The organism is Streptomyces sp. NPDC053513, from assembly GCF_044544765.1.
GTDB lineage: Bacteria > Actinomycetota > Actinomycetes > Streptomycetales > Streptomycetaceae > Streptomyces > Streptomyces litmocidini.
The window spans coordinates 84,941-110,411 of record NZ_JBITXP010000010.1; the positions used below are offsets into that span (position 1 = coordinate 84,941).

General features: G+C 73.4%; 25 protein-coding genes and 1 riboswitch. Of the genes, 15 read left to right on the forward strand and 10 right to left on the reverse strand.

Going from position 1 to position 25,471, the window contains the following annotated elements; all coding sequences use genetic code 11:
• The first annotated feature begins 88 nt into the window (after nt 1-88).
• Complete coding sequence (locus ACIGW4_RS19345; RefSeq protein ID WP_398711148.1) at nt 89-946, forward strand: YhjD/YihY/BrkB family envelope integrity protein; 858 nt, start codon at nt 89-91, stop codon at nt 944-946.
• Between the two features lie 3 nt (nt 947-949).
• Here ACIGW4_RS19345 and ACIGW4_RS19350 read toward each other — a convergent pair whose 3' ends face one another.
• Nucleotides 950-1,792 carry an ABC transporter permease gene (locus ACIGW4_RS19350; RefSeq protein ID WP_399581786.1) on the reverse strand — a complete coding sequence of 281 codons (843 nt, stop codon included), beginning with the start codon at nt 1,790-1,792 and terminating at the stop codon, nt 950-952.
• Nucleotides 1,789-2,697 carry an ABC transporter ATP-binding protein gene (locus ACIGW4_RS19355; RefSeq protein WP_399581788.1) on the reverse strand — a complete coding sequence of 303 codons (909 nt, stop codon included), beginning with the start codon at nt 2,695-2,697 and terminating at the stop codon, nt 1,789-1,791. Before ACIGW4_RS19355 ends, ACIGW4_RS19350 begins: the two co-directional genes overlap by 4 nt.
• 133 nt (nt 2,698-2,830) lie before the next feature.
• On the opposite strand from ACIGW4_RS19355, the gene ACIGW4_RS19360 reads away from it, so the two are divergent.
• The 3 genes from ACIGW4_RS19360 to ACIGW4_RS19370 all read left to right on the forward strand — a co-directional run bounded on the left by ACIGW4_RS19360 (nt 2,831) and on the right by ACIGW4_RS19370 (nt 5,482).
• The gene (locus tag ACIGW4_RS19360) at nt 2,831-4,192 is read left to right on the forward strand and encodes a sensor histidine kinase (protein ID WP_399581791.1); all 1,362 of its coding nucleotides are present in this window, start codon (nt 2,831-2,833) and stop codon (nt 4,190-4,192) included.
• A complete protein-coding gene (locus ACIGW4_RS19365) occupies nt 4,189-4,866 on the forward strand; it encodes a response regulator transcription factor (RefSeq protein ID WP_359587116.1) in 678 nt (225 codons plus the stop codon). Before ACIGW4_RS19360 ends, ACIGW4_RS19365 begins: the two co-directional genes overlap by 4 nt.
• A gap of 112 nt (nt 4,867-4,978) precedes the next feature.
• A complete protein-coding gene (locus ACIGW4_RS19370; protein WP_123458049.1) occupies nt 4,979-5,482 on the forward strand; it encodes an NUDIX domain-containing protein in 504 nt (167 codons plus the stop codon).
• A gap of 42 nt (nt 5,483-5,524) precedes the next feature.
• On the opposite strand, the gene ACIGW4_RS19375 is transcribed toward ACIGW4_RS19370, so the two are convergent.
• Nucleotides 5,525-6,049, reverse strand: coding sequence for a hypothetical protein (locus ACIGW4_RS19375; protein WP_399581795.1), 525 nt, complete (start codon nt 6,047-6,049; stop codon nt 5,525-5,527).
• A 110-nt stretch (nt 6,050-6,159) separates the two neighbouring features.
• Between ACIGW4_RS19375 and ACIGW4_RS19380 the strand changes: the two genes are divergently transcribed.
• From ACIGW4_RS19380 to ACIGW4_RS19390, 3 genes are all read left to right on the forward strand, one after another.
• Complete coding sequence (locus ACIGW4_RS19380; protein WP_398711159.1) at nt 6,160-6,810, forward strand: DUF6629 family protein; 651 nt, start codon at nt 6,160-6,162, stop codon at nt 6,808-6,810.
• A gap of 30 nt (nt 6,811-6,840) precedes the next feature.
• Nucleotides 6,841-7,053, forward strand: coding sequence for a hypothetical protein (locus ACIGW4_RS19385; RefSeq protein WP_260174751.1), 213 nt, complete (start codon nt 6,841-6,843; stop codon nt 7,051-7,053).
• 123 nt (nt 7,054-7,176) lie between these two features.
• Nucleotides 7,177-7,674, forward strand: coding sequence for a peptidylprolyl isomerase (locus ACIGW4_RS19390; RefSeq protein WP_123458045.1), 498 nt, complete (start codon nt 7,177-7,179; stop codon nt 7,672-7,674).
• Between the two features lie 245 nt (nt 7,675-7,919).
• Here the strand turns inward: ACIGW4_RS19390 and ACIGW4_RS19395 are convergent, their stop codons facing one another.
• The 3 genes from ACIGW4_RS19395 to ACIGW4_RS19405 all read right to left on the reverse strand — a co-directional run bounded on the left by ACIGW4_RS19395 (nt 7,920) and on the right by ACIGW4_RS19405 (nt 11,836).
• Nucleotides 7,920-8,756 carry an SDR family oxidoreductase gene (locus ACIGW4_RS19395; RefSeq protein WP_398711162.1) on the reverse strand — a complete coding sequence of 279 codons (837 nt, stop codon included), beginning with the start codon at nt 8,754-8,756 and terminating at the stop codon, nt 7,920-7,922.
• A gap of 175 nt (nt 8,757-8,931) precedes the next feature.
• Nucleotides 8,932-9,180: a type B 50S ribosomal protein L31 gene (locus ACIGW4_RS19400; protein WP_123458043.1), complete on the reverse strand. Its 249-nt coding sequence runs from the start codon at nt 9,178-9,180 to the stop codon at nt 8,932-8,934.
• Nucleotides 9,181-9,304: 124 nt separating this feature from the next.
• Nucleotides 9,305-11,836, reverse strand: a complete 2,532-nt coding sequence (locus ACIGW4_RS19405; protein WP_399581801.1) for a SpoIIE family protein phosphatase — start codon at nt 11,834-11,836, stop codon at nt 9,305-9,307.
• Nucleotides 11,837-12,064: 228 nt separating this feature from the next.
• Here ACIGW4_RS19405 and ACIGW4_RS19410 point away from each other — a divergent pair, with 228 nt between their 5' ends.
• From ACIGW4_RS19410 to ACIGW4_RS19420, 3 genes are all read left to right on the forward strand, one after another.
• Nucleotides 12,065-12,829 (forward strand): alpha/beta hydrolase, encoded by a 765-nt coding sequence (locus tag ACIGW4_RS19410; protein ID WP_359587123.1) that lies wholly within the window; start codon nt 12,065-12,067, stop codon nt 12,827-12,829.
• A gap of 247 nt (nt 12,830-13,076) precedes the next feature.
• On the forward strand, nt 13,077-13,673 hold the full coding sequence (locus tag ACIGW4_RS19415) for a hypothetical protein (RefSeq protein ID WP_359587125.1): 597 nt from the start codon (nt 13,077-13,079) through the stop codon (nt 13,671-13,673).
• A 148-nt stretch (nt 13,674-13,821) separates the two neighbouring features.
• Nucleotides 13,822-15,126 carry a phosphoribosyltransferase family protein gene (locus tag ACIGW4_RS19420; RefSeq protein WP_399581806.1) on the forward strand — a complete coding sequence of 435 codons (1,305 nt, stop codon included), beginning with the start codon at nt 13,822-13,824 and terminating at the stop codon, nt 15,124-15,126.
• Here ACIGW4_RS19420 and ACIGW4_RS19425 read toward each other — a convergent pair.
• Nucleotides 15,110-16,000, reverse strand: coding sequence for a LysM peptidoglycan-binding domain-containing protein (locus tag ACIGW4_RS19425; RefSeq protein WP_359587128.1), 891 nt, complete (start codon nt 15,998-16,000; stop codon nt 15,110-15,112). The genes ACIGW4_RS19420 and ACIGW4_RS19425 overlap by 17 nt on opposite strands.
• Before the next feature lie 4 nt (nt 16,001-16,004).
• Nucleotides 16,005-16,189: riboswitch (cyclic di-AMP (ydaO/yuaA leader) on the reverse strand.
• 367 nt (nt 16,190-16,556) lie between these two features.
• Here ACIGW4_RS19425 and ACIGW4_RS19430 point away from each other — a divergent pair.
• Nucleotides 16,557-17,156, forward strand: a complete 600-nt coding sequence (locus ACIGW4_RS19430; RefSeq protein WP_359587130.1) for a hypothetical protein — start codon at nt 16,557-16,559, stop codon at nt 17,154-17,156.
• Between the two features lie 66 nt (nt 17,157-17,222).
• Here ACIGW4_RS19430 and ACIGW4_RS19435 read toward each other — a convergent pair whose 3' ends face one another.
• Together ACIGW4_RS19435 and ACIGW4_RS19440 are read right to left on the reverse strand one after the other, a co-directional pair.
• The gene (locus ACIGW4_RS19435) at nt 17,223-19,247 is read right to left on the reverse strand and encodes a phosphocholine-specific phospholipase C (RefSeq protein WP_399581810.1); all 2,025 of its coding nucleotides are present in this window, start codon (nt 19,245-19,247) and stop codon (nt 17,223-17,225) included.
• A 312-nt stretch (nt 19,248-19,559) separates the two neighbouring features.
• Complete coding sequence (locus ACIGW4_RS19440) at nt 19,560-20,366, reverse strand: DeoR/GlpR family DNA-binding transcription regulator (protein WP_399581812.1); 807 nt, start codon at nt 20,364-20,366, stop codon at nt 19,560-19,562.
• A gap of 175 nt (nt 20,367-20,541) precedes the next feature.
• On the opposite strand from ACIGW4_RS19440, the gene ACIGW4_RS19445 reads away from it, so the two are divergent.
• The 4 genes from ACIGW4_RS19445 (at nt 20,542) to ACIGW4_RS19460 (ending at nt 23,993) form a co-directional block, all read left to right on the forward strand.
• The gene (locus tag ACIGW4_RS19445) at nt 20,542-21,465 is read left to right on the forward strand and encodes an SIS domain-containing protein (RefSeq protein ID WP_399581814.1); all 924 of its coding nucleotides are present in this window, start codon (nt 20,542-20,544) and stop codon (nt 21,463-21,465) included.
• Nucleotides 21,466-21,504: 39 nt separating this feature from the next.
• A complete protein-coding gene (locus tag ACIGW4_RS19450; protein WP_398711176.1) occupies nt 21,505-22,338 on the forward strand; it encodes a ketose-bisphosphate aldolase in 834 nt (277 codons plus the stop codon).
• A 151-nt stretch (nt 22,339-22,489) separates the two neighbouring features.
• Nucleotides 22,490-23,488, forward strand: coding sequence for a serine/threonine dehydratase (locus tag ACIGW4_RS19455; RefSeq protein ID WP_399581818.1), 999 nt, complete (start codon nt 22,490-22,492; stop codon nt 23,486-23,488).
• A 76-nt stretch (nt 23,489-23,564) separates the two neighbouring features.
• Nucleotides 23,565-23,993 (forward strand): nucleoside deaminase, encoded by a 429-nt coding sequence (locus ACIGW4_RS19460; RefSeq protein ID WP_123458031.1) that lies wholly within the window; start codon nt 23,565-23,567, stop codon nt 23,991-23,993.
• Between the two features lie 34 nt (nt 23,994-24,027).
• Here the strand turns inward: ACIGW4_RS19460 and ACIGW4_RS19465 are convergent, their stop codons facing one another.
• Complete coding sequence (locus ACIGW4_RS19465) at nt 24,028-25,263, reverse strand: serine hydrolase domain-containing protein (protein WP_399581822.1); 1,236 nt, start codon at nt 25,261-25,263, stop codon at nt 24,028-24,030.
• Nucleotides 25,264-25,471: the final 208 nt, after the last annotated feature.

Genomic DNA, 25,471 nt, shown 5'->3' on the forward strand with positions numbered 1-25,471 from the left:
ATCCGCCCCTGACCCGACCCGGAGACCGCCCACCCGTTCGGCCCCACCCCTGAGATGTCCCGGCGCCCCGCCGGGTACCTCACCAGGCATGCCCTCCACACCCGGTCCGCCGCACGGCGGTGCCCCCGTCGAACACGGCCACTGGTTCGCACGGCTCTACGCGCGCGTGCTCGCCTCCTCGGTCGGCCTCGCCTGGAGCCGCGGCCGGGCCATGGAACTCATGCACCGCGCCATGGGCTTCGCGGCGCTCAGCCTCCTCACCCTCGTCCCCCTGCTCATCGTCATCGCCGCGGCCGACCTCGCCAGCGGCCACGGCTTCGCCCGCTGGCTCGTCCAGGGCCTCGGCGTCTCCGAGGTCTCCCAGGAGGAGGTCGAGCAGCTCTTCGGCCAGCCGGGACAGGCCCTGCAACGCACCACCGCCTTCGGCCTCGCCGCCCTCGCCGCCTTCGGCGTCACCTTCGGATCCGCCGTGCAGACCGGGTACGAGCGGGTCTGGGACCTCCCCACCGCCCGCTGGCACACCATGTGGCGGCACGTCGTCTGGCTCGGCGTCCTCATCGTGTCCCTGCTGCTCTTCGTCGCCTTCCCCGCACCCGAGAAAGCGTCGGCGGGCGTCACCACCCTCGTCGCCCTCGGCGACCTCCTCGGCACCTTCGTCTTCTTCTGGTGGTCCCAGCGCTTCCTGCTCTGCGGCCGCATCCGCTGGCGCGCCCTCGCCCCCGGCGCCGTGCTCACGGCCCTCGGGCTGCTCGGGCTGCGGATCTTCTCGCAGCTCGTCTTCTCCCCGCTGATCGCCTCGAACGCCGTGACGTACGGTCAGTTCGGCACCGTCCTCGTCCTCCAGTCCTGGCTCGTCGGCGTCGGCTTCGTCGTGTACGGAGGCGCCCTCGTCGGGCGCCTCGTCCACGAGAACCTCGTCCTCCGCCGGCTGCGGCGCCCCAGGTGACCCCTACTGGTCCCGGCCCCGCACCGCGAGGACCGTCACCGCCGCCCCGCCCAGCGCCCACAGCACGAACACCAGCCACGCGCCGCCCGCCGACCAGGGGAACAACTCCTCGGCGGGCGGTCCCGCGTCCGCGAGCCGCTGCCAGGCGTGCAACGGCGTCGCGTGCGCGAGCACCGCCGTCAGACGGCGCCGGTCCGAGAGCACCGCGGGCAGCAGCAGGAGCAGGACCACGGAGCCGACGATCGACACCGCGCCCTTCCGCAGCAGCGCGCCGATCGCCGTCCCGGCCACCGCGCACACCGGGGCGAGCAGGGCCGAGGCCACCACGACACGCCCCGCCCCCGGGTGGGTGATCGGCAGCCCGATGCCACGGGCCGACAGCATCGCCTGCGTCGACCAGAACGAACCGAGGGCGACCACCGCCCCGAACCCGGCCTGCGCCACCGCCACGACCAGCACCTTCGCCGCCATGAGCGCGCCTCGTGCCGGCACCGCCGTGAACGTCGTACGGATCAGCCCGCTGCCGTACTCGCCGGCCACCGCGACCGCCCCCATGGCGGCCGAGGCGAGGATCAGGACCAGTGCCGCGTTGTACGTGAAGGCGTCCCGCAGGGCCATGTCGTTCGCCACGAACGCGGCCCGGCTCCCCTCGTCGTACTGGAGCCAGTAGCGGTAGTGGTCCCAGGCGGTGCCGAAGTCGAAGGCGACCACGACGAGCGCCCCGAGCAGCAGTGACCAGCCCGTCGAGCGCAGCGACCACAGCTTCAGCCACTCCGACCCCACCAGGTCGCGGAAACGGGCGCGGGGCTCCACCACGGAGGCCACGGGAACATCGAAGGCCGTCATCGGGCGTCTCCTGCCAGGTACTCGACGCTGTCGGCGGTCAGTTCCATGAACGCCTCCTCCAGGGAGGCCGTACGGGTGGTGAGCTGGTCGAGCAGCACCCGGTGCTCCAGGGCCAGTTCACCGACGCGGGCCGCCGGGAGCCCGGTCACCGTCAGCAGACCGGCCTCCTCCGCGACCTCCGCGCCCTCCCCGAGCAGCAGCGCCGTCAGGCGCGCCCGCTCCGGAGTACCCACCGTCACGCTCAGGCGCCTGCCCCGCGCGGCGAACTCCGACAGGCTCTCCGCCGCGATCAGCGCCCCCCGGCCGATGACCACCAACTCGTCCGCCGTGTGCTCCATCTCCGTCATCAGATGACTCGACACGAAGACCGTGCGACCCTCCGCCGCCAGCCGCCGGAACAGCCCCCGCACCCACTTCACGCCCTCCGGGTCCAGGCCGTTCAGCGGCTCGTCGAACAGCAGCACCGGCGGGTCGCCGAGCAGCGCCCCGGCGATGCCGAGCCGCTGCCGCATGCCCAGCGAGTACCCGCCGATCCGGCGCCCGGCCGCCCCCGCCAGGCCGACCTCCTCCAGGACCTCGTCGACCCGGGAGGGCGGGATGCGGTTGCTGCGCGCCAGGACCGCAAGATGTGCCCGCGCGGTGCGGCCGCCGTGCACGTCCCCGGCGTCGAGGAGCGCGCCGACGTGCCGCAGGCCGCGCGGCCGGTCCGCGAACGGCCGGCCGTCGACGGTCACCGAACCGCTCGTCGGCGCGTGCAGGCCCAGGACCATCCGCAAGGTGGTGCTCTTGCCCGATCCGTTGGGGCCGAGGAATCCGGTGACCCGGCCCGGCCGGACCGTGAAGGTGAGCGCGTCGACGGCGGTCGTGGTGCCGTAGCGCTTGGTGAGTTCCCTGACTTCGATCATGGTCACCACCGTGCCGTCCGGACCCCGCGCCGGGCATCGGACCAGCACGGACAATCCGCGGCGGGCCTGTCACCCCGGGTCGTACACCCCTGGTCCGATGCCCGCCGCAGGGGCCGCCGTTTACGATCACCGCATGTCCGCCACCCCGTCAGCACCGTTCTACAAGAGGGTCGCACCCGGTGGGTGGGCCGCCGTCGCCTGGGGCGCGGGCATCGCCTTCACCGCCCTCCTCCGGATTCGCGTGCCCGGCCAGGAGGAGCCGGACGTCTTCCCCGGCTTCGTCATCCTGCGCTGGGACGGCCTCGCCATGCTGGCGGTCTCCACCCTCCTCACCCTGCGCGGCGGCGCCCTCCTCGCCCGCCGTCCGACCGCCGCCCTCAACCACCTCCTCGTCGCCTCGGTCATCGCCTCCACCCCCCTCGGCGTCACCGCCATCCCCTTCGCCCAGTACCTCGCGGTCGACGTCGCGCTCTACGCCATCGCCGCCGCCCGTCCCCGCCCCGAGGCATGGCGGGCGCTCCTGCTCGCCCTCGGACTGCTCGTCGCCTACGTGGCCGTCCGTCTGCTCGCCGGCTGGAGCGCCGGCACCACGAGCACCCTCGCGGTCGCCCTGACCGCCCTCGTGGCCTGGCTCCTCGGCCGCTCGGAAGGGCAGGCCCGGGAGTACGCGGAGCGGAGCCGCGCCCAGGCCGCCGAGCAGGCCGTCACCGCCGAACGCCTCCGGATCGCCCGGGAGATGCACGACACGGTCGCCCACAGCATCGGGATCGTCGCCCTCCAGGCCGGCGCCGCCCGCCGCGTCATCGCGACCCAGCCCGAGGCGGCCCGGCAGGCCCTCGCCGAGATCGAGACGGCGAGCCGCGAGACCCTCGCCGGTCTGCGACGGATGGTCGGCGCCCTGCGTACGGCGGACCCGGAAACGGACCCGAACCCGGACCCGGACCCGGACGGGGACAGGGGCGGGGACGGGGACAGGGGCGGGGACGGGGACAGGGGCGGGGAGGTCGAGGAACGCTTCGGGACGCCCCTGGGCACCACCTGCCGCACCGCCGTCTCCGCCGAAGGCCCGGGACTTCCCGAGATGCCCGGCCTCGCCGCCCTCGACCGGCTCGCCGAACTCACCGGGAACGCAGGCGTCCGGGTCGCCGTCCGCAGGGTCGGAGCCCCGAGCCCGCTGCCCCCGGACATCGACCTCTCCGCGTTCCGGATCGTCCAGGAGTCCGTCACCAACGTCGTACGGCACTCCGGCGCCGACTCCTGCACGGTCACCGTCGACCACCGCGACCCCGAGTCCCTCGCCCTCACCGTCGAGGACCGCGGCCCCGTCCCCGGCCACGCGCGCGTGAGCCCCGGCTCCGGCTCCGGGTACGGCCTGACCGGGATGCGGGAGCGCGTCGCGGTGCTGCACGGAGAGTTCAGCGCGGGCCCCCGCCCCGGCGGCGGCTTCCGCGTCACCGCCCGCCTTCCCCTGCCCACAGGAGCCACCGCACGATGAGCCAGCCCACCGCCGGACAGCCGGTCCGCGTCGTCCTCGCCGACGACCAGCCCCTGGTGCGCACCGCGCTCCGGATGGTCATCACCGACACCACGGACCTCGTCGTCGTCGGCGAGGCCGCCGACGGCGCCGAGGCCGTCCGCCTCGTCGAGGAGACGGGCGCCGACGTCGCCGTCATGGACCTGCGGATGCCCGGCACGGACGGCATCGAGGCCACCCGCACCATCACCGGGGGCCCCACCGGCACCCGAGTCGTCGTCCTCACCACCTTCGACGACGACGACCACGTGTACGCGGCGCTCCACGCGGGCGCGTCCGGATTCCTCGTCAAGGACATGGCCCTGGACGACATCCTCGCCGCCGTCCGCGTCGTCGCCTCCGGCGACGCCCTCATCGCGCCCAGTGTCACCCGGCGCCTCATCAAGGAGTTCACCGAACGCCCCCGGACCGCGCCCGCCCCGCGCCGCCGCGCCGAGGGGATCACCGACCGCGAGCGCGAGGTCCTCACCCTCGTCGGGCGCGGCCTCTCCAACACCGAGATCGCCGAGACGCTCCACATCAGCATCGCCACCGCGAAGACCTACGTCACCCGGCTGCTCGCCAAGCTGGCCGCCCGCGACCGCGTCCAGCTGGTGATCATCGCGTACGAGGCGGGTCTGGTCTCCGCCGCCTGACGGACCGGCGGTGCTCACACGATCCGGTGATCCACTCGCGAGGCGCCGGCCGGCCCGCCCCGGACCGCTTGGATGGAGGCGACCCATCCGGTCCGTCGAGAGAGAGCCGCCCATGGCGAACACCTGGCTGCCGCCCGCCGAGTACGTCGACACGCTGCCGAGAGCGACGGCGTACGCCTGCCTCTACTTCACCGACACAGCCGGCCGCCCCTTCCAGCTCCGGGCCGTCTACCAGAGCAAGCCGTGGCAGTGGCCCGGCGGCAACATGGACCCGGGGGAGACCCCCTGGGAGACCGCGGTGCGCGAGTGCCGCGAGGAGACCGGGATCGTCTTCACCGGCGAACCGCGCCTCCTCGCCGCCCACTTCGTCACGGACCGGGGCGCGGACTGGCCGGCCAACCACATCGGCTTCGTCTTCGACGGGGGAGAGCTGACGGACGAACAGATCGCCGCCGTCGTCCTCGACCCCGAGGAGCACAGCGAGTACCGCCTGCGGACCCTCGACGAGTGGGAGCGGGAGATGAACCCGCGCGAGTTCGCCCGCCTCGCCGCCGTCGACCGGGCGCGCAGGAGCGGGTCGACCGTGTACGTGGAGAGCGGACCGGCCGGGACGTGAGGGTGGGGCCCGTCCACCGGGACGGGCCCCGACCCCGTGCGCTCAGGCCCGGCAGCCCGCCATCGGGTGGGCGATGTCGACGACGAAGCGCTCCGGCGAGTGCAACCGGAAGGTCTTGTACTCGGGCTTGGTGTCGAAGGCGGCTCCGATGCCCACCACGCCCTCGAAGTCGCCGGTCAGCGCGACCCCCTTGAGCGTGGGCAGATGGATCTTCAGCAGCCGGGGGCCCTGGTAGACGGACCGGCCGGCGTCGTCGTGGGCGGCCGCGGGGGAGAGCTTGATCTCCAGGAAGTACTTCCCCGCCAGCGGGACCCTTTCTCCCGATCCGTCGTAGTGGAGCGAGCGGGTCTGATGGACGGTGACCGGGGGCATGGCGCCCCGCACGTCGATCACGAGCCGGTCGAAGGTGGCGTGGCCGCCCCAGCGGGCGTTGACGACCAGGGCCGTGGCCGGGGTCGAGGCGCTCGGGGCCGAGGTGCCGGCCGCGCCCGCCGGGATCGTGGCGCCGATCCCGGCGGTCAGCAGGATTCCCGCGGCGACGGCCGCGAGGGTGTGGCGGTGATGCATGACGTCCCCCAATTTCTGCTGTTCCGGGGACAGTGGGTGTCACTGGCAGAGACAACCACCACAACGATACGGTTCCACCCGTTTTGCCGTATATAGGGTAAAAATTCCCCATGTGCTGGAGTGCGACCGCCGACCTCTGGGCGGGCCTCGGGATCGGCGCCGTCGGCGTCGCCTCCCTGGCCTCCGTGCGCCGCCCCGGGGACGCGCCGCTCGCCGCCCTGCCCCTCCTCCTCGGCGCCCACCAGGTCGTGGAGGCCGCCGTCTGGCACGCCGGCGGCGGAACCGGGCCCGCCACCCTCGCCTGGACCGTGATCGCCCTCCCCCTGCTGCCCCTCTGGGTGCCCCTCGGCGTCCTCGCCGCGGCCCGGCCCGCCGACCGGCCGCGCCTGCTCGTGCCGCTCGCCGCCGGCCTCGTGACCGCCTCCGTCCTCGCGTACCGCCTCGCCGTCCGCCCCGTCCCGGCCGAGATCCGGGGCCACACCCTCGGCTACGCCGTCGGCCTGCCGCACGCGCCGCTGGTCCTCGCCGGATACCTGCTCGCCACCGTCGGCGCGCTGCTGCTCGCCCGCGACCGGCTCCTGCGGATCCTCGGACTCCTCACCGGTCTCGGGGCGGCCGTCTGCGCCCTCCTGTGGCGCACCGCGTTCGTCTCCACCTGGTGCGCCCTCGCGGCGGCCGCCTCCCTGCTGCTGCTCGCGTGGGCCCGCCGCCGACGGCGGCCGGTGACGCCCGCGTACGGATCCGAGCCCGGCCGGCCGTAACCCGACGGCCTCTCAGTAGTTGACCAGGCCATGAAGAAGCGCAGCATGCTCGCCATCGCCTCCCTCGCCGCAGGCGTCGTCACCGCCATCGTCAGCCCGCCGCCGCAGGCCAGCGCCGCCGACAACCCCCTCGCCGGCACGACGGGCCTCCTCCAGGACGACCAGACCACCACCGTCCTGCACGAGACCGTCCAGGGCGCCGAGGGGGCCCTCCAGGACCAGCAGGGCGGCGGGCTGCTCTGACGCCGCGTCCCAGGTGGCGGCCGGTGCCCCGCGTTCCCGACGGACGCGGGGCACCGGCACGCCGTGACCCGGGAGAAGGCGGCCCGTGCGCGCGCCGTGCGTGACTAATGACAGGATGTCCTCATGAGCAACGAGAACGTTTACTTCGAGATCAACATCAACGGCGAGTCCGCGGGCCGCATCACCTTCAAGCTGTTCGACGACGTCGTCCCCAAGACGGCGCGGAACTTCCGCGAGCTCGCGACCGGCGAGCACGGCTTCGGCTACGCCGGTTCCCCGTTCCACCGCGTCATCCCGAACTTCATGCTGCAGGGCGGTGACTTCACCAACCAGAACGGCACCGGCGGCAAGAGCATCTACGGCGAGAAGTTCGCCGACGAGAACTTCACGCTGAAGCACGACCGCCCGTTCCTGCTGTCGATGGCGAACGCGGGCAAGAACACCAACGGTTCGCAGTTCTTCATCACCACGATCGTCACCGACTGGCTCGACGGCAAGCACGTCGTCTTCGGCGAGGTCGTCGAGGGCCAGGACCTGGTCAAGAAGATCGAGTCCCTCGGCTCCGCCTCCGGCGCCACCAAGGCCAAGATCGAGATCGCCGAGTCCGGCATCGTGAAGTAGGCCTCATCGCCTCTCCGGGCCGAAGGGTCTCGCAGGGCTGAATCGCCCCCGAGCCGACTCGACTCCCCGAGCCGAATCGTCTCTTCGGGGCCGCATCGCCCTCCGAGGTCGCATCGCCCTTCCGGCCGAGCTGAGGGCTCGGCGTCCTCGCTCGTCCTCCCGGCCGGGGCGGGGAACGCGGTCCATCGGACACGCGTCCCCGCCCCGCCGTGCCGCCCGACGCCCGGTGCCCGATGCCTGGTGCCTCAGGCGAAAGCCGGCGCGTTCCGCGCCGCCCACGCCGAGAAGGGCCGGGGCGCCCGCCCGAGCACCCGCTCCACATCGGGGCTCACCCGCTGCTCGTCCGCGCGGGGCTCGCCCATCACCGACAGCATCCCGTCGACGGCCTCCTCCGGCAGGAACCGCACCAGCCGTGACCGGGCCTCGTCCGCGCTCTGCGCCACGAACTCCACCGGCGCGTCCAGGGCCTCGGCCAGTGCCCGCACCTGCTCGCGCGGCGAGACCGCGACCGGCCCCGTCAGGACGTACGTCCGCCCGGCGTGCGCCGGGTCGCGCAACGCGGCGGCCGCGACCCCGGCGACGTCCGCCGGATCCACCACGGGCAGCGCCACGTCCGCGAACGGAGCCGCGACGCTACGTGCCGAACGCACCTGCTCGGCCCAGAGGAAGGCGTTGGAAGCGAAGCCGCCGGGCCGCAGCACCGTCCACTCGACGCCCGACTCCCGTACCGCCTCCTCGAACGCGCGCAGGATCTCGTGCGACACCGAATCGGTCCGCGTCCCCACCAGCTGCGAGGACTGGAACACGATCCGCCGCACCCCGCAGGCCACCGCGGCCGCCACGATCTCGCGCGGCCGCAGCTCGTCCCCGAGCCCCGCGACGAGCAGATACACGGCCTCCGCACCCTCGAACAGCCCCTTGAGGCCGTCGACATCGGCCAGGTCGCCCTGCCGGTGCATCACACCGGCGGGCAGCCCCACGGCCGGACGGCGGCTCACCGCCGTGACCTCCTCGCCGGCCGCGGCCAGCAGCTCCACCAGCGGTCGCCCGACGTTTCCGGTCGCTCCGGTCACCACGATCACAGCTGTCCCCTCCAGGGAGTCCGTGGCGGAGCGCGAGCGCCCCGCCGTCTTCGTGACCTCATCCTGGAAGGCGAACTGGCCATCTCCTGGCCTGTTTCAGGAACGGATTCCCGACAGCCTCACCCCTCCGACCTCACCCCTCCGACCTCACTTCCCCGGCCTCACTCCTCCTGCCTCACTTCTCCTCGCCGTAGCGGCGCTCGAACTTGGCGATCCGGCCCTCGGAGTCCACGGTCCGCGCCTTGCCCGTGTAGAACGGATGGCTCTCGGACGAGATCTCGACGTCGATCACGGGATACGTCTCGCCGTCGTCCCACTCGATGGTCCGGTCACTGGTCGCGGTGGACCGGGTCAGAAACGCGTACCCCGCCGAGCGGTCACGGAACACCACGGGGCGGTAATCGGGCTGCTTGTCCTGCTGCACGTGTCCTCCTCGGGCCACTGCCCTGACTCGTCCGGCCTGATCGGCACGGCACCCCCAGCCTCCCCGGCCCCACGGTCCCCGACCAGTGCCACGGGCCCGACCGGGTGACACCCGCGCGATCGGCTCAGCCGCTGTCCGCCCACCGTGCCGCGAGCAGCAACGCGATGTCGTCCGGCCGGGACGCGGCGGCCCTGGCCTCCCGGATCAGCCGGTCGGCCGTCTCCGCGAGCGGCAGCGCGCCCGTCGCGGCGAAGGCGCGGCCCAGCCGCTCGATCCCCTCGTCGATGTCCTGGCCCGGCCGCTCCACCAGACCGTCCGTGAACAGCGCGAGGACCGCTCCCGGAGCCAGCCGCAACCGCGTCACCGGGTACGACGCCCGGACATCGACCCCCAGGACCATCCCGCCCGCCAGCTCCACCGGCTGCGCCGTACCGTCCGGCATCCGCAGCAGCGGCTGCGGATGTCCCGCCCGCACCGCCCGCGCGTCACCCGTCTCCGGATCCAGCAGTACGTAGCAGCAGCTCGCGAACTGCCCCGGATCCAGATCGATCAGGAGCCGGTTGGTGCCGCGCATCACGTCCTGCGGCCGATGTCCCCCCAGCGCGAACGCCCGGACGGCACTGCGCAGCTGCCCCATGGTGGCCGCGGCCGCCACACCGTGCCCCTGCACGTCGCCGATCACCAGGGCGAGCCACCCCTGCCCGGTCTCGATCACGTCGTACCAGTCGCCGCCCACGTCCATGCCCTGCGTACCCGGCAGATAACGGCCCACCGTCTCCACCCCCTCCCGCACCGGCAGCCGGTGCGGGAGCAGCGCGTCCTGCAGCCCCCGCGCGACCGCCGACTCCGTGTCGTACCGCTGCGCCCGCTCCAGGGCCTGTGCGATCAGCCCCGCGAGCGCCGTGAGGACGGTCCGCTCCTCCGGGCTGAAGCCGCGCGGCGCGTCGAAGCCGAGGATGCAGGAGCCCACCGGCCGTCCCGAGGCGATCAGGGGAAGGAAGGCCCGCGCGCCCGAGTGCGTGTCCATCGGGAGGTCCGGATACGCCAGACCCAACTGCTCCATGGACTCGAAGAAGAGCGGCCTGCCGGTCGTCAGGGTCTCCACGCCCGGCACCTGCGCGTCCAGGGCCACGCCGTCGAAGGGTTCGAGGAAACCGGGCGGGAAGCCGGTCTCCCAGGCCAGATAGAGCCGCCGGTCGCTCAGCAGGTAGATCGCCAACTGCCGTCCGCCGAAGGCCGGCAGCAGCTCCTCCGTCACCACCGCCGACACCTGGCGCGCCGTCACCGCCTCGGAGAGCGCGATCGCCAGGGCCACCGGCCGGTACAGCGCCGCCGCCCGGTCGCCCGCCGCCGACAGGACGTCACCCGTCGCCCGCTCGCCCGCCGCCGGGGCCGGGGGCGTCGGATCCTCTTCCGGGACCAGCACCATCGTCACCCCGTCCCGTCCCGGATGGAGCGACACCGACAGCCAGCGGCCCCGCTCCGGACGGGCCAGGAAGCGCACCGGCTCACCGGAGAGCAGGGCGGCGCGCAACTGCTCCTCGTGGAAGGGGTGGCCGAACCAGGGCAGCGCCTCCCACAGCGGCCGCCCCGCCAGCGCCCCGCGCGGCCGCCCCAGCAGGTGCTCCGTCTGCTCGTTGAGGTAGGTGACGCGGCCGAGCCGGTCGACGGCCAGGATGGCCCGTGGCAGCCGGTCCGTGGCGTCCGACCCGATCAGCCCCGTACCGAGGTCCACGAGCGTCCCCTCCAGCCGGCCGCCTCCGCCGGTGGCTCCCGCCCCTGCCGCGGTCCGCCGCGCACGCGCGGACACCTCGAGCAGGTGGAGGCCGCCGTCCGGCCCCCTCAGCCGGATCCTGCGGACCGACGGCCGTCCGTCCGCGCCCGTCGCCTGTCGGGCCGCCGCCCACAGGGCGTATCCGTCCTCGGGATCGAGGAAGGACGTCAGCACCTCGATCGAACAGGGCGAGGGGACGCCCGCCCCGAGGACGGCGAGGAGCCCTTCGTCCAGCGTGACCGTGCCCGTGTCCAGGTCCCAGGCGAAGGAGCCGAACCGGACCGGCGGCCCCGAACCGGTGGGCAGCTGCACGCACACCGGGTCCCCGAGCCACTCGACCTCCGTCCCCTGCCGGGCCAGATCGGCCAGGGCCTCACCGAGGCGGAGCGCGCCGCCGGTCATCCGGCTCCGGTCCCGCGCGTCCACCGGCACCCCCGGGCTCGGCGCCCGCAGCGCCACGAGCACACCGAAGCGCTCGCGGCCCGCGACCACCGGCGCGTACAGCGAGGCGAACGGGAACGGCAGGCTCGCCACCAGCTGGGGGAAGCGCCGCATGGCCTCCTCGACGTCGGCGAGGTGGACGGACTGGCCCGAGCGGTGCACCTCCGCCACGGGGAACGGCCGGTTCGCGTGCATCCGCCACCACGGCCGGAACAGCGGACCCGGCAGCCCCACCAGGACCGCGAGGCGCAACAGCCCCGGGGTCCCCGAGCGCAGGTACACCCCGCCCGCGTAGCCGCCGACCCCCTCCACCGCCGCGAGGGCCGCCTCCGCGAGGACCCAGGTGAGCGCACGGGAGGCCGGCCCGTTGTCGGCTCCGTTCCCGGACGGACTCCCGGTGCCGCCCGCCGGGCCGGGGCCGGACGTGCCGTGCGAGGTCACACAGCCAGGATCCCCCCGTTCCCGGACGGACGCGAAAGCAGTCGGACCCCGGTCGTGAGACACGCCGGCGCCCGGGACCGGACCGTCGGAACGGCTCCCCGCCCCGGACGCGACGCGCTCCCGCGCGCCCCGCCCGATGGTGTTGACCCCACGCGCCCGCGCCGTCACACTCGGTCGTCGACCGCCGCCGTCGGCGCGCGGCGCACGACCTCGCGAGCAGGGGGCACGATGACGGGGCAGGTTCTTCCGTACGACGTACATGGCGAGGGTCCCGAAAGGGCCGTCGTGCTGCACAACTGGTTCGGCGACCGCACCAGCTTCGCCCCGCTGCGCGCCCATCTGGACGGCGGCCTCGGCACGTACGCCTTCGTCGACTGCCGGGGCTACGGCGACGCCCTCGACCACGCGGGCGCCTACACCATGGAGGAGGTCGCGGCCGACGCCCTCGCGGTCGCCGACGACCTCGGCTGGGACTCGTTCTCCGTCATCGGCCACTCGATGGGCGGCAAGGCGGCCCAGCTGATGCTGCTCGACGCCCCCGACCGGATCAGCTCGATCATCGGCGTCTCTCCGGTCTCCGCCGCCGGCTTCCCGCTCGACGGGGAGACCTGGGAGCTCTTCGCCGGAGCCGCCGACGAGCCGGCCAACCGGCGCGCGATCATCGACAACACCACCGGCGGGCGCTACGACGACGCGTGGCTGGGCGCACTCGTCGACCGTTCCCTCACCCGCTCCTCCGCGACGGCCTTCCGCGCCTATCTGGACTCCTGGTCCCGCGTCGACTTCCACGAGCGGGTCCGCGACAACCCCACGCCCGTCCTGCTCGTCGTCGGCGCCCACGACCCCGCGCTCGGGTCCGAGGCGATGGAGGCCACCTGGCTGCGCTGGTACCCCAACGCCCGGCTCGAAGTCCTCAAGGACGCCGGTCACTACGCCCCTGAGGAGACCCCACAGGCCCTCGCCGAGGCCATCGAGGCCTTCCTCGGCGCCTGAGGTCCTCCGCGTCGGCTTCGGGCCCCGGCCTTCGGACCCGGTTTCCGGTCTCGGCCTTCGGGTCCGGTTTCCGGTCTCGGCCTTCGGGCCCGGCCTTCGGTCTCAGCCTTCGGTCTCATCCGAAGGTCGACGGAGTCGACGACTTTCGAGGACAGCGGCGGGGCCCCTCGGCGGCAGAACATCGTGCTCACGAACCTCAAGGGGGCGGTCTTCCAGGGACCGTCCACGACCGGCAGGAGCACGACCGATGGGCCTCGCACAGTCGCAGCGCCGCTTCCTCGTACGGCAGAAGGTGACGCCCATGGCCAACCGCTACCTGGTGCACACCGTCGGACCGGACGGCAAGGAGGACGAACTCGTCGCCTTCGCCCACCAGAAGAGGATGGCGCTCAAGGAGCACGTCACCTTCTACACCGACGAGTCCCGGCGCCAGGTCCTCTTCACCTTCAAGGCCCGTCAGGTCATCGACCTCGGCGCGACGTACGACGTGTTCGGAGCCTCCGGCACCCGACTGGGCGGCTTCCGGAAGGACTTCGGCGCGTCCTTCCTGCGGAGCACCTGGCACCTGAGCCGGGACGGCGAGGAGGGAGAGGCCACGGGGCAGGAGCGGAACCAGGTGGTGGCGCTGCTGCGGCGGGCCTGGGATTTCCTGCCCTTCGTGGACCTCGTCCCGTTCGTCGTGCCGTACCACTTCGACTTCGCCGAGGGCGGGCGGACCGTCATGTCCGCCGACAAGCTCTTCGGCATCCGGGACCGGTACGTGCTCGACATAGCCGACCCGGAGCTCGACCGGCGGCTCGCCATAGCCCAGACCGTGGCCCTCGACGCCCTGCAGTCCCGCTGACCGCGCCGGGACCTCGTCGGACACCGCCCGCCGTCCGGGGCGCCCCGGCGACGAGGGCGACGCGTCTACCCTGGAAGGACGGGCAGGGGACGGGGCACTCCGTTCCGCCCCGCGCCCGAGCCGCGCACCAGCGGAAGGGCGGCGGACCATGTTCTTCAGCGATCGCACCGACGCCGGGCGGCAGCTCGCCGCCCGGCTCGACCACCTCAAGGGCCATGACGTCGTGGTCCTCGGGCTTCCGCGGGGCGGTGTGCCGGTGGCGGCGGAGGTCGCCGAGGCCCTCGACGCACCGCTCGACATCTGTCTCGTACGGAAGCTCGGCGTGCCGCACCAGCCGGAGCTCGCGATGGGGGCGCTCGGCGAGGGAGGCGTGCGGGTGCTCAACGAGCGGGTGCTCCGCGAGACCCGTGTGAGCGACCACGACCTCGCCGCGGTGGAGGAGCGCGAGCACGCGGAGCTCGACCAGCGCGCCCGCCGTTACCGGGGCAGCCGGCCCTCCGTGCCCCTGGACGGGCGGACGGTCGTCGTGGTCGACGACGGGCTGGCGACGGGGGCCACGGCGCTGGCGGCCTGCCGGGTGGTCCGGGCCCGGGGCGCCGCCCGGATCGTCCTCGCCGTCCCGGTGGCACCGCGGGGATGGACGACCCGCGTGGGCGGCGATGCCGACGAGGCCGTCAGCGTGCACACGCCGGACCTCTTCTTCGCGATCGGGCAGTTCTACCAGGACTTCTCGCAGACACCGGACGCCGAGGTCATCGCCTGCCTGGACCGGAGCAGAGCCGCGCGGAACCCCGGCGCGCAGGGCACGGACGTACGGATCCCGGTCTCCGGGGTCACCCTCGGCGGACGGCTCGCGGTGCCCGAGGACGCCGGCGGCATCGTCCTGTTCGCCCACGGCAGCGGCAGCAGCCGCCACAGCCCCCGGAACCGGGCGGTCGCCGGGGTGCTCAACCGGGCGGGCCTGGGGACCCTCCTCTTCGACCTGCTGACCGAGGAGGAGGCGGGAGACCGGGAGCGTGTCTTCGACACCCCGCTCCTCGCCGAGCGGCTGGCCGGGGCCACGGAGTGGCTGGGCGGGAGAAGCGAGGGCGCGGGACTCCCGCTCGGATACTTCGGCGCGAGCACGGGCGCGGCCGCCGCGTTGTGGGCGGCCGCCGACCCCGCGTCAGCCGTGAGCGCCGTCGTCTCGCGCGGCGGCCGGCCGGACCTCGCGGCCGACCGCCTGGCCGGGGTGCGCGCCCCGACGCTCCTGGTGGTGGGTGGCGCGGACGCGATGGTCCTGGACCTCAACCGGCGGGCCCTGGCCCTGCTGCGCTGCGAGAACCGGCTCGCCGTGGTGGGGGGCGCCGGCCACCTCTTCGAGGAGCCGGGCGCCCTGGAGGAGGTGGCGGACCTCGCCACCTCCTGGTTCGCCGAACACTTCCGGCGGCAGAGGGTCAGTACGCCGAGTTGACGTTGTCGATGGAGCCGTAGCGGTCGGCCGCGTAGTTGCAGGCGGCGGTGATGTTGGCGACCGGGTCGAACAGGTCCATGGAGGTGCCGGGCACGTGGTAGGCGAGGAAGGTCGGCTCGATGACCTGGAGCAGGCCCTTGGAGGGGGTGCCGGCGACCGCGTTGGAGTCCCAGAGGTTGATGGCCTGGGGGTTTCCGGACGACTCGCGCATGACGTTGCGGTAGATCCCGTCGTAGGAGCCGGGGATGCCGTGCTGGCCCATGATGGCCAGGGACTCCCGGATCCAGCCGTCGAGGTTGTCGGCGTAGTTCGTGGCGGCGGCGGGGGCCGCCTTGCCGGCGGCGGGCGCGGCGGCGACGGCCGGGACGGCCTGCGCGGCGGAGGCGCCCGTACCGGTGGCGACGGCGGGAGCGGCCGGCCGGCGCTCGGAGCGGCTCGCCCGTTCGGTCGTGGCGGACTTCTTCGCCTTCGCCTGCGCGGGGGCGGCCTTGGCGGAATCCCGACGAATCGTCAGTTCGAGGCCGGGGCGAATGAGTGACGGGTTGTCACCCACGACGCTCTTGTTGGCACGGTAAAGGCTCTTCCAGCCCCCCTGAATTCCCTTCTTGTGGGCGATCAGGGAAAGCGAGTCGCCCCTCACGACGGTGTACGTGTGCGCGGCGGCCGGGGCGGCGGGGGCCTTGGCGGTGGTGTGCGCGGCGGGGGCGGCGAGGGACTGGGCGGCGATCTCCGGGGCGCCGGCCACGGGCGCGGCGCCGGCGACGGCCGGGGCGACGAGCGGCAGGGTGAGAGCGGCGCCACCCGTGCCGACCAGGGCGAGGCCCCGGGAGACGGGGCTGCGGCGGGGGCGGCGGTGCTTACCGTGAGCAGGCATGACGGTTTCCTCTCCGGCGCCTGCGGGGTGAGCTGTCGGGTTCGGACGGGAGATGTCCGGCCGCGCGCACGCGGCTTCACCCCGAGCCGTTCCGGATTCCGGACCGGCGTATTCGTGGGTCCCCCGCTCCTGCCGTCGGGTGAAAAGGGAGGTTTACCGAGCGGCGGCAGGATTGGGCGTTCCGCTCGAATGGAGGTGACCGTAGGCCAGTAATGCGACGGATAACAAGGGGAGGGGGTCTCTGATATCCGGAAATGGATCACGGAATTCGGTCAATTCAAGATCGATGCCGTCCGGGAGGGGGGTGAACTTCCTTGCGCGGTACGGGGTGGGGGAGAGGGGCGCCAGGCCGTCGAGTCGTGCGAGTGAGTCGTGTCACTCGAAGCGCAATGTCCTATTTGGTGCGTAATTCCCTTCATGGGTAAATGAGGTGGTAATTCATATGGTGGGGTGTTCGTCGAGGGGGTGGGGGCGGGCGACTCTCCGTGTGAGGGTGAAAGCCACAAAACAGACATTCCATCCTGAAAGATGAGGGGAGTCGACTCAGGAGTCCCCCATGCCGCCTTCCTCCGCCCTGCTCAGCCCCGATGCCCTCGACCGCGAGGCGGCAGCCCTCTTCGAGAGCGCCACCTGGCAGCGGATCGTCACGGACTGGACCACCCCCCGGGAGTCGCCGCCGGAGGAGGGCTGGCGGGCGCTGCTCAGCGTGCCGGTGGAGCGGCTCGTGGCCGACGCCCTGGCCGCCCTGCCCCCGGAGCTCCCCGCCGAGCGCCGCATCCCGGGACGGCTCGGAGCCGTGCTGCCGGACCGGCTGCACACCTGGCGCCGCATCGGCCAGACCGAGCTCCGCCCCTCGGTCCACCTCGGCTACGCACGCCTGGTGCTGACGGAGTGGGGCTGGCAGAACGCCCCGTACAAGCTGCGTGACGCGCGCGGCGCCCGGTGCGTCTGCGGGGCCCTCCTCGCCGCCCACCGGCTCGGCTACGGCAGCGCCGACACCATGAACGAGGCGGCCGCCTGGATCATGACCGAACTGCGGTCGCGCGGGTGGCAGGGGCTGATCGGGCCGTGGAACCGGGCCCCCGGCCGCACCGGAGCCGACGCGGTGGCGCTCCTCGACGCCACGGTCCGCCGCGCCGCGCACGCCGGCCGCTGACGCCGCGCCGCCCGGTGCCGGACGGCGGCGGACCGGAGGCCGCGCCGCCCGGCATGCGGGAGGGGGTCAGCCGCTGACGCTCGGGGCTCCGGTCTCGATGTGGCCGGTGTACCGGCGCGACCAGCTCCCGTCGATGTCGGCGAGGATCGTGAAGTCGTACCAGCCGCCGTTGTACGCCACCGCGTTGAAGAAGTCCTCGCGGCTGGAGTTCGCCGGCACCGTGTACGTCCACGGCCCGTCCGAGCGGTAGGCGTTCGAGCGGATCGTGAAGGTGACGGGCCCGGCCGAGGCGTTCGTCATCCTGAACCACAGGGCCGTCCTGCCCGTCCCCGCCTCGGGCGCGAACCGGGCCGCCACCTCGACGTCCTTGCCGGCTTTGGAGGCGTCCCCGATGAAGCGGCGCAGGAAGCGGTTCGGGCCCATCATCGAGATGTCGTACTTCCCCGAACCGGAGCCGAGGCCGATGTTGAAGTAGTCGGTGGCCGTGCCGCCGGGGTCGACGGTGTACTGCCAGGCGGCGGTGTCCCGGTACTGGTGCGGGTGGATCGAGAAGTGCGCCGACCGCTTGGCCTCCGCGCCCTGGTTGGTCATGGAGAACCAGGCGAGGATCTTGCCCGCGGCGCCGAACTCGAAGCGGTCGAGGTTGCCGTTCACCTGGTACGGCAGGGCGCGCGCCGACCGGGTGCCGGACTCCTGGGCGGGCAGCGCGTTGTTCTGCGGTGCCGGGTTCGGCAGCGGGCCGCAGGTGGCCTGTCCGATCACCTTCGCCGTGGACGGAAGGCCGGAGGGCACTCCGTACACCGGGTGGGCGAAGTCGAAGACCCCGGTCAGGTCGCCGGTGACCTTCCGCCGCCAGGCGCTGATGTGGGGGCAGGCGGCGGGGGTGCCGAGCGCCGCCGTCCAGCTCTCCATGAAGCGCAGCACCGAGGTGTGGTCGAAGACCTCGGAGCTCACCCAACCACCCCGGGTCCACGGGGACATGACAATCATCGGGACGCGGAAGCCCAGGCCGATCGGCACGCCGTCGAGGTACTCGCCGGGCGTGCCGGGCGGTGCGACCGGCGGCGGCACGTGGTCGAAGAAGCCGTCGTTCTCGTCGTAGTTGAGGAAGAGGACGGTCGAGTCGAACACCTCGGGATTCGCGGCGAGCGCGCGGTAGACGAGGTCGACGAAGTGGGCGCCGTCCCCCGGAGGGGCGTACGGGTGCTCGGAGAAGGCCTCGCTCGCCACCACCCAGGAGACCTGCGGCAGGGTCCCCGCGACGACGTCGGCGCGGATCGCCGCGGCGATGTCGTCCGGCGTCGAACCGGTCACCTTCGGGACCGAGCCCATGCCCCGGTCGTACAGCGGGTCCCCGGGCCGCGCGTCGGTGAACTTCTTGAAGTACGCGAGGCCGTTGTCGCCGTAGTTGTCCTGGGCGTTCTGGTAGACCTTCCAGCTCACCCCGGCGCGCTGGAGCGCCTCGGCGTAGGTCTCCCAGGTGAGGCCCGACTCGTCGCCGCCGTCCTTGCTGGAGGCGTCGATCTTGCCGCTCCACAGGAACGTGCGGTTGGGGCCCGTGGCGCTCAGGGTCGAGCAGAAGTACGCGTCGCAGATCGTGTAGTGGTCGGCGAGCGCGTAGTGGAACGGGATGTCCCCGCGGTCGAGGTGACCGAGCGTCCGGGTGTTGCCCACGCCCGTGACCCAGTTGTCGAGGCGCCCCTTGTTCCAGGCGGCGTGCTGCGAGGTCCAGCTGTGCGGCAGGTCGCCGTTGCACTGCGCGAGGGTCTCGCCGTCGACCCCGCCGGCCGGCGGGGTGTCGCTGAGCTTCCAGGGGTACTGGCGGCCGCCCCAGTTGGGCTGGTTGAACGTGCCCCAGCCGCCGGGCAGGTTGCCGGCGGCGCGGTCGCCGAAGCCCCGTACGCCCTTCAGGGTGCCGAAGTAGTGGTCGAAACTGCGGTTCTCCTGCATGAGGACCACCACGTGCTTGACGTCGGCGAGGGTGCCGGTCGCGGCGCTCGCGGCGGCGGACGCCCGGACCGGCGGAAGCGCGGCTCCCGCCATGAGCCCCGCGCCGATCCCGACGAACCCCCTGCGGCTGATGGGAATCATGCCTCGCCCCTCCTGTCACGGCGTGCCCCAGCGGCACGTCGGAGACATGATGGGGGAGGGGAGCTTAAAGGTATACAGCCGTGCGGTAATTAATCGATGAATACCCGCGGGACCGGAGGCACCAAGCTGGTAATTGGTTCGACATCAGACCAATGGGTCGAGTGTCGGACCAGTGAGCCCGGTGTCGGACAGTGGGTCCGGTGTCAGGCCGATGAGCCGGGCGTCAGGCCGGTGAGCCGGATGTCGGAGCGGCGGGTCGGGCGCCGGGCCCATGGCCAGGTGACGGGCGAGGTGTCGGGCTCGGACGGCGCGTCAGACGGTGAGGACCTTCACCCCGGCCTCGACGAGCTGCGCCATGGTCTCCGGGGTGATGCCGGTGTCGGTCACGAGCGTGTCGATCCGGTCCAGGCCGCAGATCCGCGCGAACGCCCTGCGGCCCATCTTCGAGGAGTCGGTCACCACGACGACCCGGCTCGCCCGCTCCGCGAAGAGCCGGCTGATGCTCGCCTCGTCCTCCTGGTGCGCCATCACTCCCAGCTCGGCGTCGACCCCGTCGACACCGAGCACCACCACGTCGAGCACGACCTCGTTGAGTACCCCGACCGTCAGCGGACCCACCAGCTCGTAGGTCTGGGGGCGGGCGACACCCCCGGTGGTGACGATCTTGATCTGGGGGCGCACCGCCAGCTCGCCCGCGATGTTGAGCGCATTGGTCACCACGGTCAGGGCGGGCCCCGTGGGCACGGCCGCTCCAGGGGTCTCGGGGCGCCCGCTCGCGAACCGCAGCGCGAGCGCCCGCGCGACCTCCGTCGTCGTCGTGCCCCCGTTGAGCCCGACGACCTCGCCGGGCGCGACCAGATCCGCCACCGCCTCCGCGATCCGCCGCTTCTCCGGCGCGTGCCGCGTCGACTTGTACCGCAGCGGCAGCTCGTACGAGACGCCGTGCACGACCGCCCCGCCCCGCGTCCGCACCAGCAACTGCTGCTCGGCCAGCTCGTCGAGGTCCCGGCGGATCGTGGCGGCGGAGACGTCGAGCGCGGACGCCGCCTCCTCCACCTCCAGCTTCCCCGAGGCCGCCAGCAGTTCGAGGAGCGTGTTCCACCGCTCGTGCTTGGACATGGGTCCCTCCCTCCGTCGGGGCCACGACCGCATGACCACCCCGCTCGTGCGCGCGTCCGATTCTAGCCGCCGACAGGCGCGGGACCTGGAAAGAGGATGCATGTTTCTGCTTGAATAGGCCTATCTTCAAGCATCTTCCATCATCACCGCGCACTCTTCTTGCAAGGAGATCGGCATGACCACCACCCGCACCGCCGTGGAGATCGCCTCCCAGCCGGCGACCTGGCGCCAGGCGGCCCGCACCCTGTCCCAGCACGTCGCGGCCCTGCCCCGCCGCGGCGAACGAGTCGCGGTGATCGGCTGCGGCACCTCCTGGTTCATGGCCCTCGCCTACGCGGAACTGCGCGAATCGGGCGGCCACGGCGAGACCGACGCCTTCGCCGCCTCCGAGTTCCCCCACGGCCGCCGCTACGACCGGGTCGTGGCCATCACCCGCTCCGGCACCACCAGCGAGGTCCTCGCCGTCCTGTCCCGGCTGCGCGGCACGGTCCCCACCGGCGCGATCACGGCGGACCCCACGACCCCGGTGATGGACCTCGCCGACGAGGTCGCCGTCCTCGACTTCGCCGACGAGGGGTCCGTCGTCCAGACCCGCTTCGCGACCACCGTGCTCGCCCTGTTCCGCGCGCACCTGGAGGCCGAGGACGCCCTGCCGGAGGGGCTCGCCACCGTCGAGGACGCCGCCCGCGACGCCGAGCGGGCCCTCGCCTCCCCGCTCGACGAGAGCGTGCGCACGGCGGAGCAGTTCACCTTCCTCGGCACCGGCTGGACGTACGGACTCGCCCTGGAGGCGGGCCTGAAGATGCGCGAGGCGGCCGGTGCCTGGACGGAGGCGTACCCGGCCATGGAGTACCGCCACGGCCCGATCAGCATCACCGGCCCCGGCCGGGTGACCTGGGGATTCGGCGCCCTCCCCGCGGGACTCGCGGACGAGGTGCGCAAGGTCGGCGGCACCCTCGCCGAGAGCGACCTCGACCCGCTCGCCGAGCTCGTCCGCGCCCAGCGGCTCGCCGTCGCCGTCGCCGAGGCCCAGGGGCTCAACCCGGACACCCCCCGGAACCTGACCCGCTCCGTCGTCCTCACCGACGTCCATGCCTGACCGCCGCCCCGCCCCCGCCCACCGCCCGGGAGAGACACCATGCCGCTGACGCCCACCGACGAGATCGTCCGCCGCGCCCGCGCCGCGGGCACCGGGGTGGGGGCGTTCAACGTCCTCCAGCTCGAACACGCCCAGGCCATCGTGGCCGGCGCCGAGAACGCCGACCGTCCGGTCGTCCTCCAGATCAGCGAGAACACCGTCCGCTATCACGGCGCCCTGGAACCGGTGGCGCTCGCCTCCCTGGCCGTCGCCCGCGCCGCCAAGACCCCCGTCGCCGTCCACCTCGACCACGCCGAGAACCCCGACCTCGTCCGCGAGGCGGTCGCCCTCGGCCTGGGCTCGGTCATGTTCGACGCCTCCAAGCTCCCGTACGCGGAGAACGTCGCCGCGACCCGCGAGGTGGTGGAGCACTGCCACAGCCACGGCGTCTGGGTCGAGGCCGAACTCGGCGAGGTCGGCGGCAAGGGCGGCGCCCACACCCCGGGCGTCCGCACGGACCCCGACGAGGCGCGTGCCTTCGTCGACGCCACCGGCGTCGACGCCCTCGCGGTCGCGGTCGGCAGCGCCCACCAGATGGTGACCCGGGACGCCGTCCTCGACTTCGACCTGATCGCCCGACTGCGTGCGGCCGTCGACGTCCCGCTCGTCCTGCACGGCTCCTCCGGCGTCTCGGACCCGCACCTCACCGCGGCGATCGCGGCGGGCATGACCAAGGTGAACGTCTCCACCCACCTGAACAAGGCCTTCACCGAGGCCGTCCGCGCCCACCTCGCCGAACACCCCACGACGGTCGACCCCCGCACCTACCTGACCCCGGCCCGCGCGGCCGTGGCCCGCGAGGTCTCCCACCTCCTGGCGGTCCTCTCGCCGTGACCCCGGCCCGCGCGGGGCCTTCTGAAGCGCCGCCGGGCGGCCCCGCGCGAGCCCTCCGCCACCGCCGACGCCCGACCGCTCGGCCTTCCCGTACGCACCGGACGTTGAGAAGATCGTCGGCACGACCGTCCGGCCCCTTCAGGAGCATCTGGTGCACACCCTCGCGTACGCCGACGTCAAGACCGCCGCCGACCGGATCCGCGGCCACGTCCGACCCGTCACGGTCACCCCGGCCGAACCCGCGGACGAGCCCGGCGACCGGCCGTACGAGCTCCACTTCGCGCTGGAACTCCTGCAGCACACCGGCTCCTTCAAGGCCCGCGGCGCGCAGAACTTCCTCCTCGCGCACCGGGAGGAGGGCACCCTCCCGGCCGCCGGCGTCACCATCGCCTCCGGCGGCAACGCCGGCCTGGCCTGCGCCTGGGCGGCCCGCCGGCAGGGTGTCCGCGCCACCGTCTTCCTCCCCACCACCGCTCCCCAGGTGAAGATCGACAAGCTGCGCGGCTACGACGCCGACGTACGGCTCGTGGGCACGGAGTACGCCGAGGCGCTCGCCGCCTGCGAGGCGTTCGCCGCCGACACCGGCGCCCTCGCCTCCCACGCCTACGACCACCCCCTGATCGCCGCGGGAGCCGGCACCCTCCTCGACGAGATCCACCGGCGGATCCCGGACCTCGACACCGTCGTCGTCGCGGTCGGCGGCGGCGGACTCTTCGCCGGGGTCGCCGCCGCCGCCCGGCACCACGGTATCCGCACCGTCGCCGTCGAACCCGAGAACTGCCGCGCCCTCGACGCCGCCGTCCGGGCCGGACGTCCCGTCGACGTGACCGTCGACTCCGTCGCCGCCGACGCCCTCGGCGCCCGCCGCGCCACCTCCCTCGCGGTGAGCGCCGCCCGGCAGGAAGGCGTCCACTCCGTCCTCGTCGCGGACACCGACATCGTCCGCGCCCGCCGGGCCCTCTGGGACGACCGCCGCCTCGCCGTCGAACACGCCGCCGCCACGGCCCTGGCCGCCCTCACCGCCCCGGCCGGGGCCCGCGCCGGCTACCGCCCGGCGCCGGGCGAGAAGGTCTGCGTCGTCCTCTGCGGCGCCAACACCGACCCGACGGACCTCACGGCGGCCGCGGCCACCGCAGGCCCGTCCCACTGACGTCCGGGCCGGGGAGCGCACTCCGAAGCGGCCCGGCAGCCCACCTCCTCCGACACCGCGTCAGAACGGAGCCGTCATGACGACAGCCGACGACCACCCCCTCCTCCGCCGTGCCATCGCCCTCGCCGCCGAGGCGAGGGAGGGCGGCGATCCCCCGTTCGGGTCGCTCCTCGCGGCCCCGGACGGGACCGTCCTGGCCGAGGAACGCAACACCACCCTCACGGACCGGGACATCACCGCGCACCCCGAACTGAAGCTCGCCCGGTGGGCGGCCAGGGAACTGGACCCGGCGACGGCGGCCAAGACCACCCTGTACACCAGCTGCCAGCCGTGCGGCATGTGCGAAGCGGTCATCCGGCAGGCGGGCCTCCGCCGCGTCGTGTACGCCCTCTCGAACGAACAGCTCCTCGACATCCGCCCGGCCGGCGGCCGCCCGCCCGTACCGCAGGACGGCCCCGCCCTGTTCGACGAGGTACGGGCCGTGGTCGAGGGGTACTACCGCTGATCCGGGGCCGGGGCCGGGGCCTCGCGGCGGGGCGTCAGTGGCGCTCCGGCAGGTCCCGCTCCGCCGGCAGCGACGAGAAGTCGCGGGCCGCCGGCGAGGAGGCGGCCCGCGAGGACGGCGCCACCGTCGGCTTCTTGCCGCAGAAGGCCGCCTCCAGCGTCCCGCCGAGCGCCGTGTTGGCGGCACCGTGGTTCGAGGTGTTCGCCACGGCCGACAGGCTGCGCCGCCCGTCGCGGGTCGAGAAGGCGTACGTGTAGAAGCCCTGCACGGTACCCGTGTGGCCGAACACCCGGGTGCCGCAGGACAGGTCGTAACGGCGCAGGCCGAGACCGTAGAACCGGGTGTTGGTGGCGTCCGTCGGCGTGACCGTCGTCATCTCCTCCAGCATCGCCGGGGACAGCAGCCGGCCGCGCATGAGCGCGCCGGTGAAGGTGTTCAGATCGGCGGGGCTGGAGATGACCGCCCCTGCCGACTGCGCCCAGGACACGGTCTGCTCCGTGGAGTCCACGAGCGGATCGCCGGCCGCGTCCGGGTGCAGGTAACCCCGCACGTGCAGGCCCTTGATGCGCGTGTCGGGGTGGACGTACGAGGTCCCGCGCAGCTTCAGCGGCTTGAAGATGCGGCGCTCGTACGCGTCGGACACCGGGCGGCCCGTGAGCTTCTCGATGAGCATGCCGACGACCACGAAGTTCGCGTTGGAGTACTTGTACGCCACGCCGGGCTCGGTGGTGCGGGGCTCGCTCAGGGAGAGGTCCACGAGCTCCTGGTAGCTGAACACCCGGTTCCGCACGGCCTCGAAACCGGGCACGGTGTCGGCGAACATCGCGTCGGTGTAGTCGGCGAGCCCGCTGCGGTGGGTGAGGAGGTGCCGGACCGTGATGCGGTCGTCGGGGAGCAGCCCGGGCAGGTACCGGTTGACGGGCGCGTCGAGTTCCAGCCGGCCCTCCTCCACCAACTGCAGGAGCACGACCGTGGAGAACGTCTTGCTGACGCTTCCGATCCGGAAGCGCGCGTGGATGTCCATCGGCGCCCCCGACGTCCGGTCCCGGACACCGACGGTCCGGCTCTCCACCCCGCTCGGGCCGGTGAAGCGGGCCATCGCCCCCGGCGCGCCCTCGGCCATGGCCGAGTCGAGCGCGGCGGTCACGCCCTCCATGTCCGGGGCGGGGACCGAGGGCGCGGCCGCCGCGGCGGGGGAGAGGGGAGCGGCGAACGCGTCCGCGGCGGGGACGACGCCCGCCGCGAGGGCGGCGATCAGGGTGGTGCTCACGGCCAGACGGCGGTGCGACGGGCGGTACGACGCAAGGGGCACGGTGATTCCTCGACTTCTTCCGAACGTTCGGAGCGGCACTGGGCGGGGGTGGGCCGCAGGGGCGGGGGCCGCGCCGCTGTCGCGTGCGGCCCCCGTGCCCAACGACCATGAGTGGCGTTGCGCGTCGGCGGTTCCTGAGACGGACGACGAGTTCCGGACGAAACGG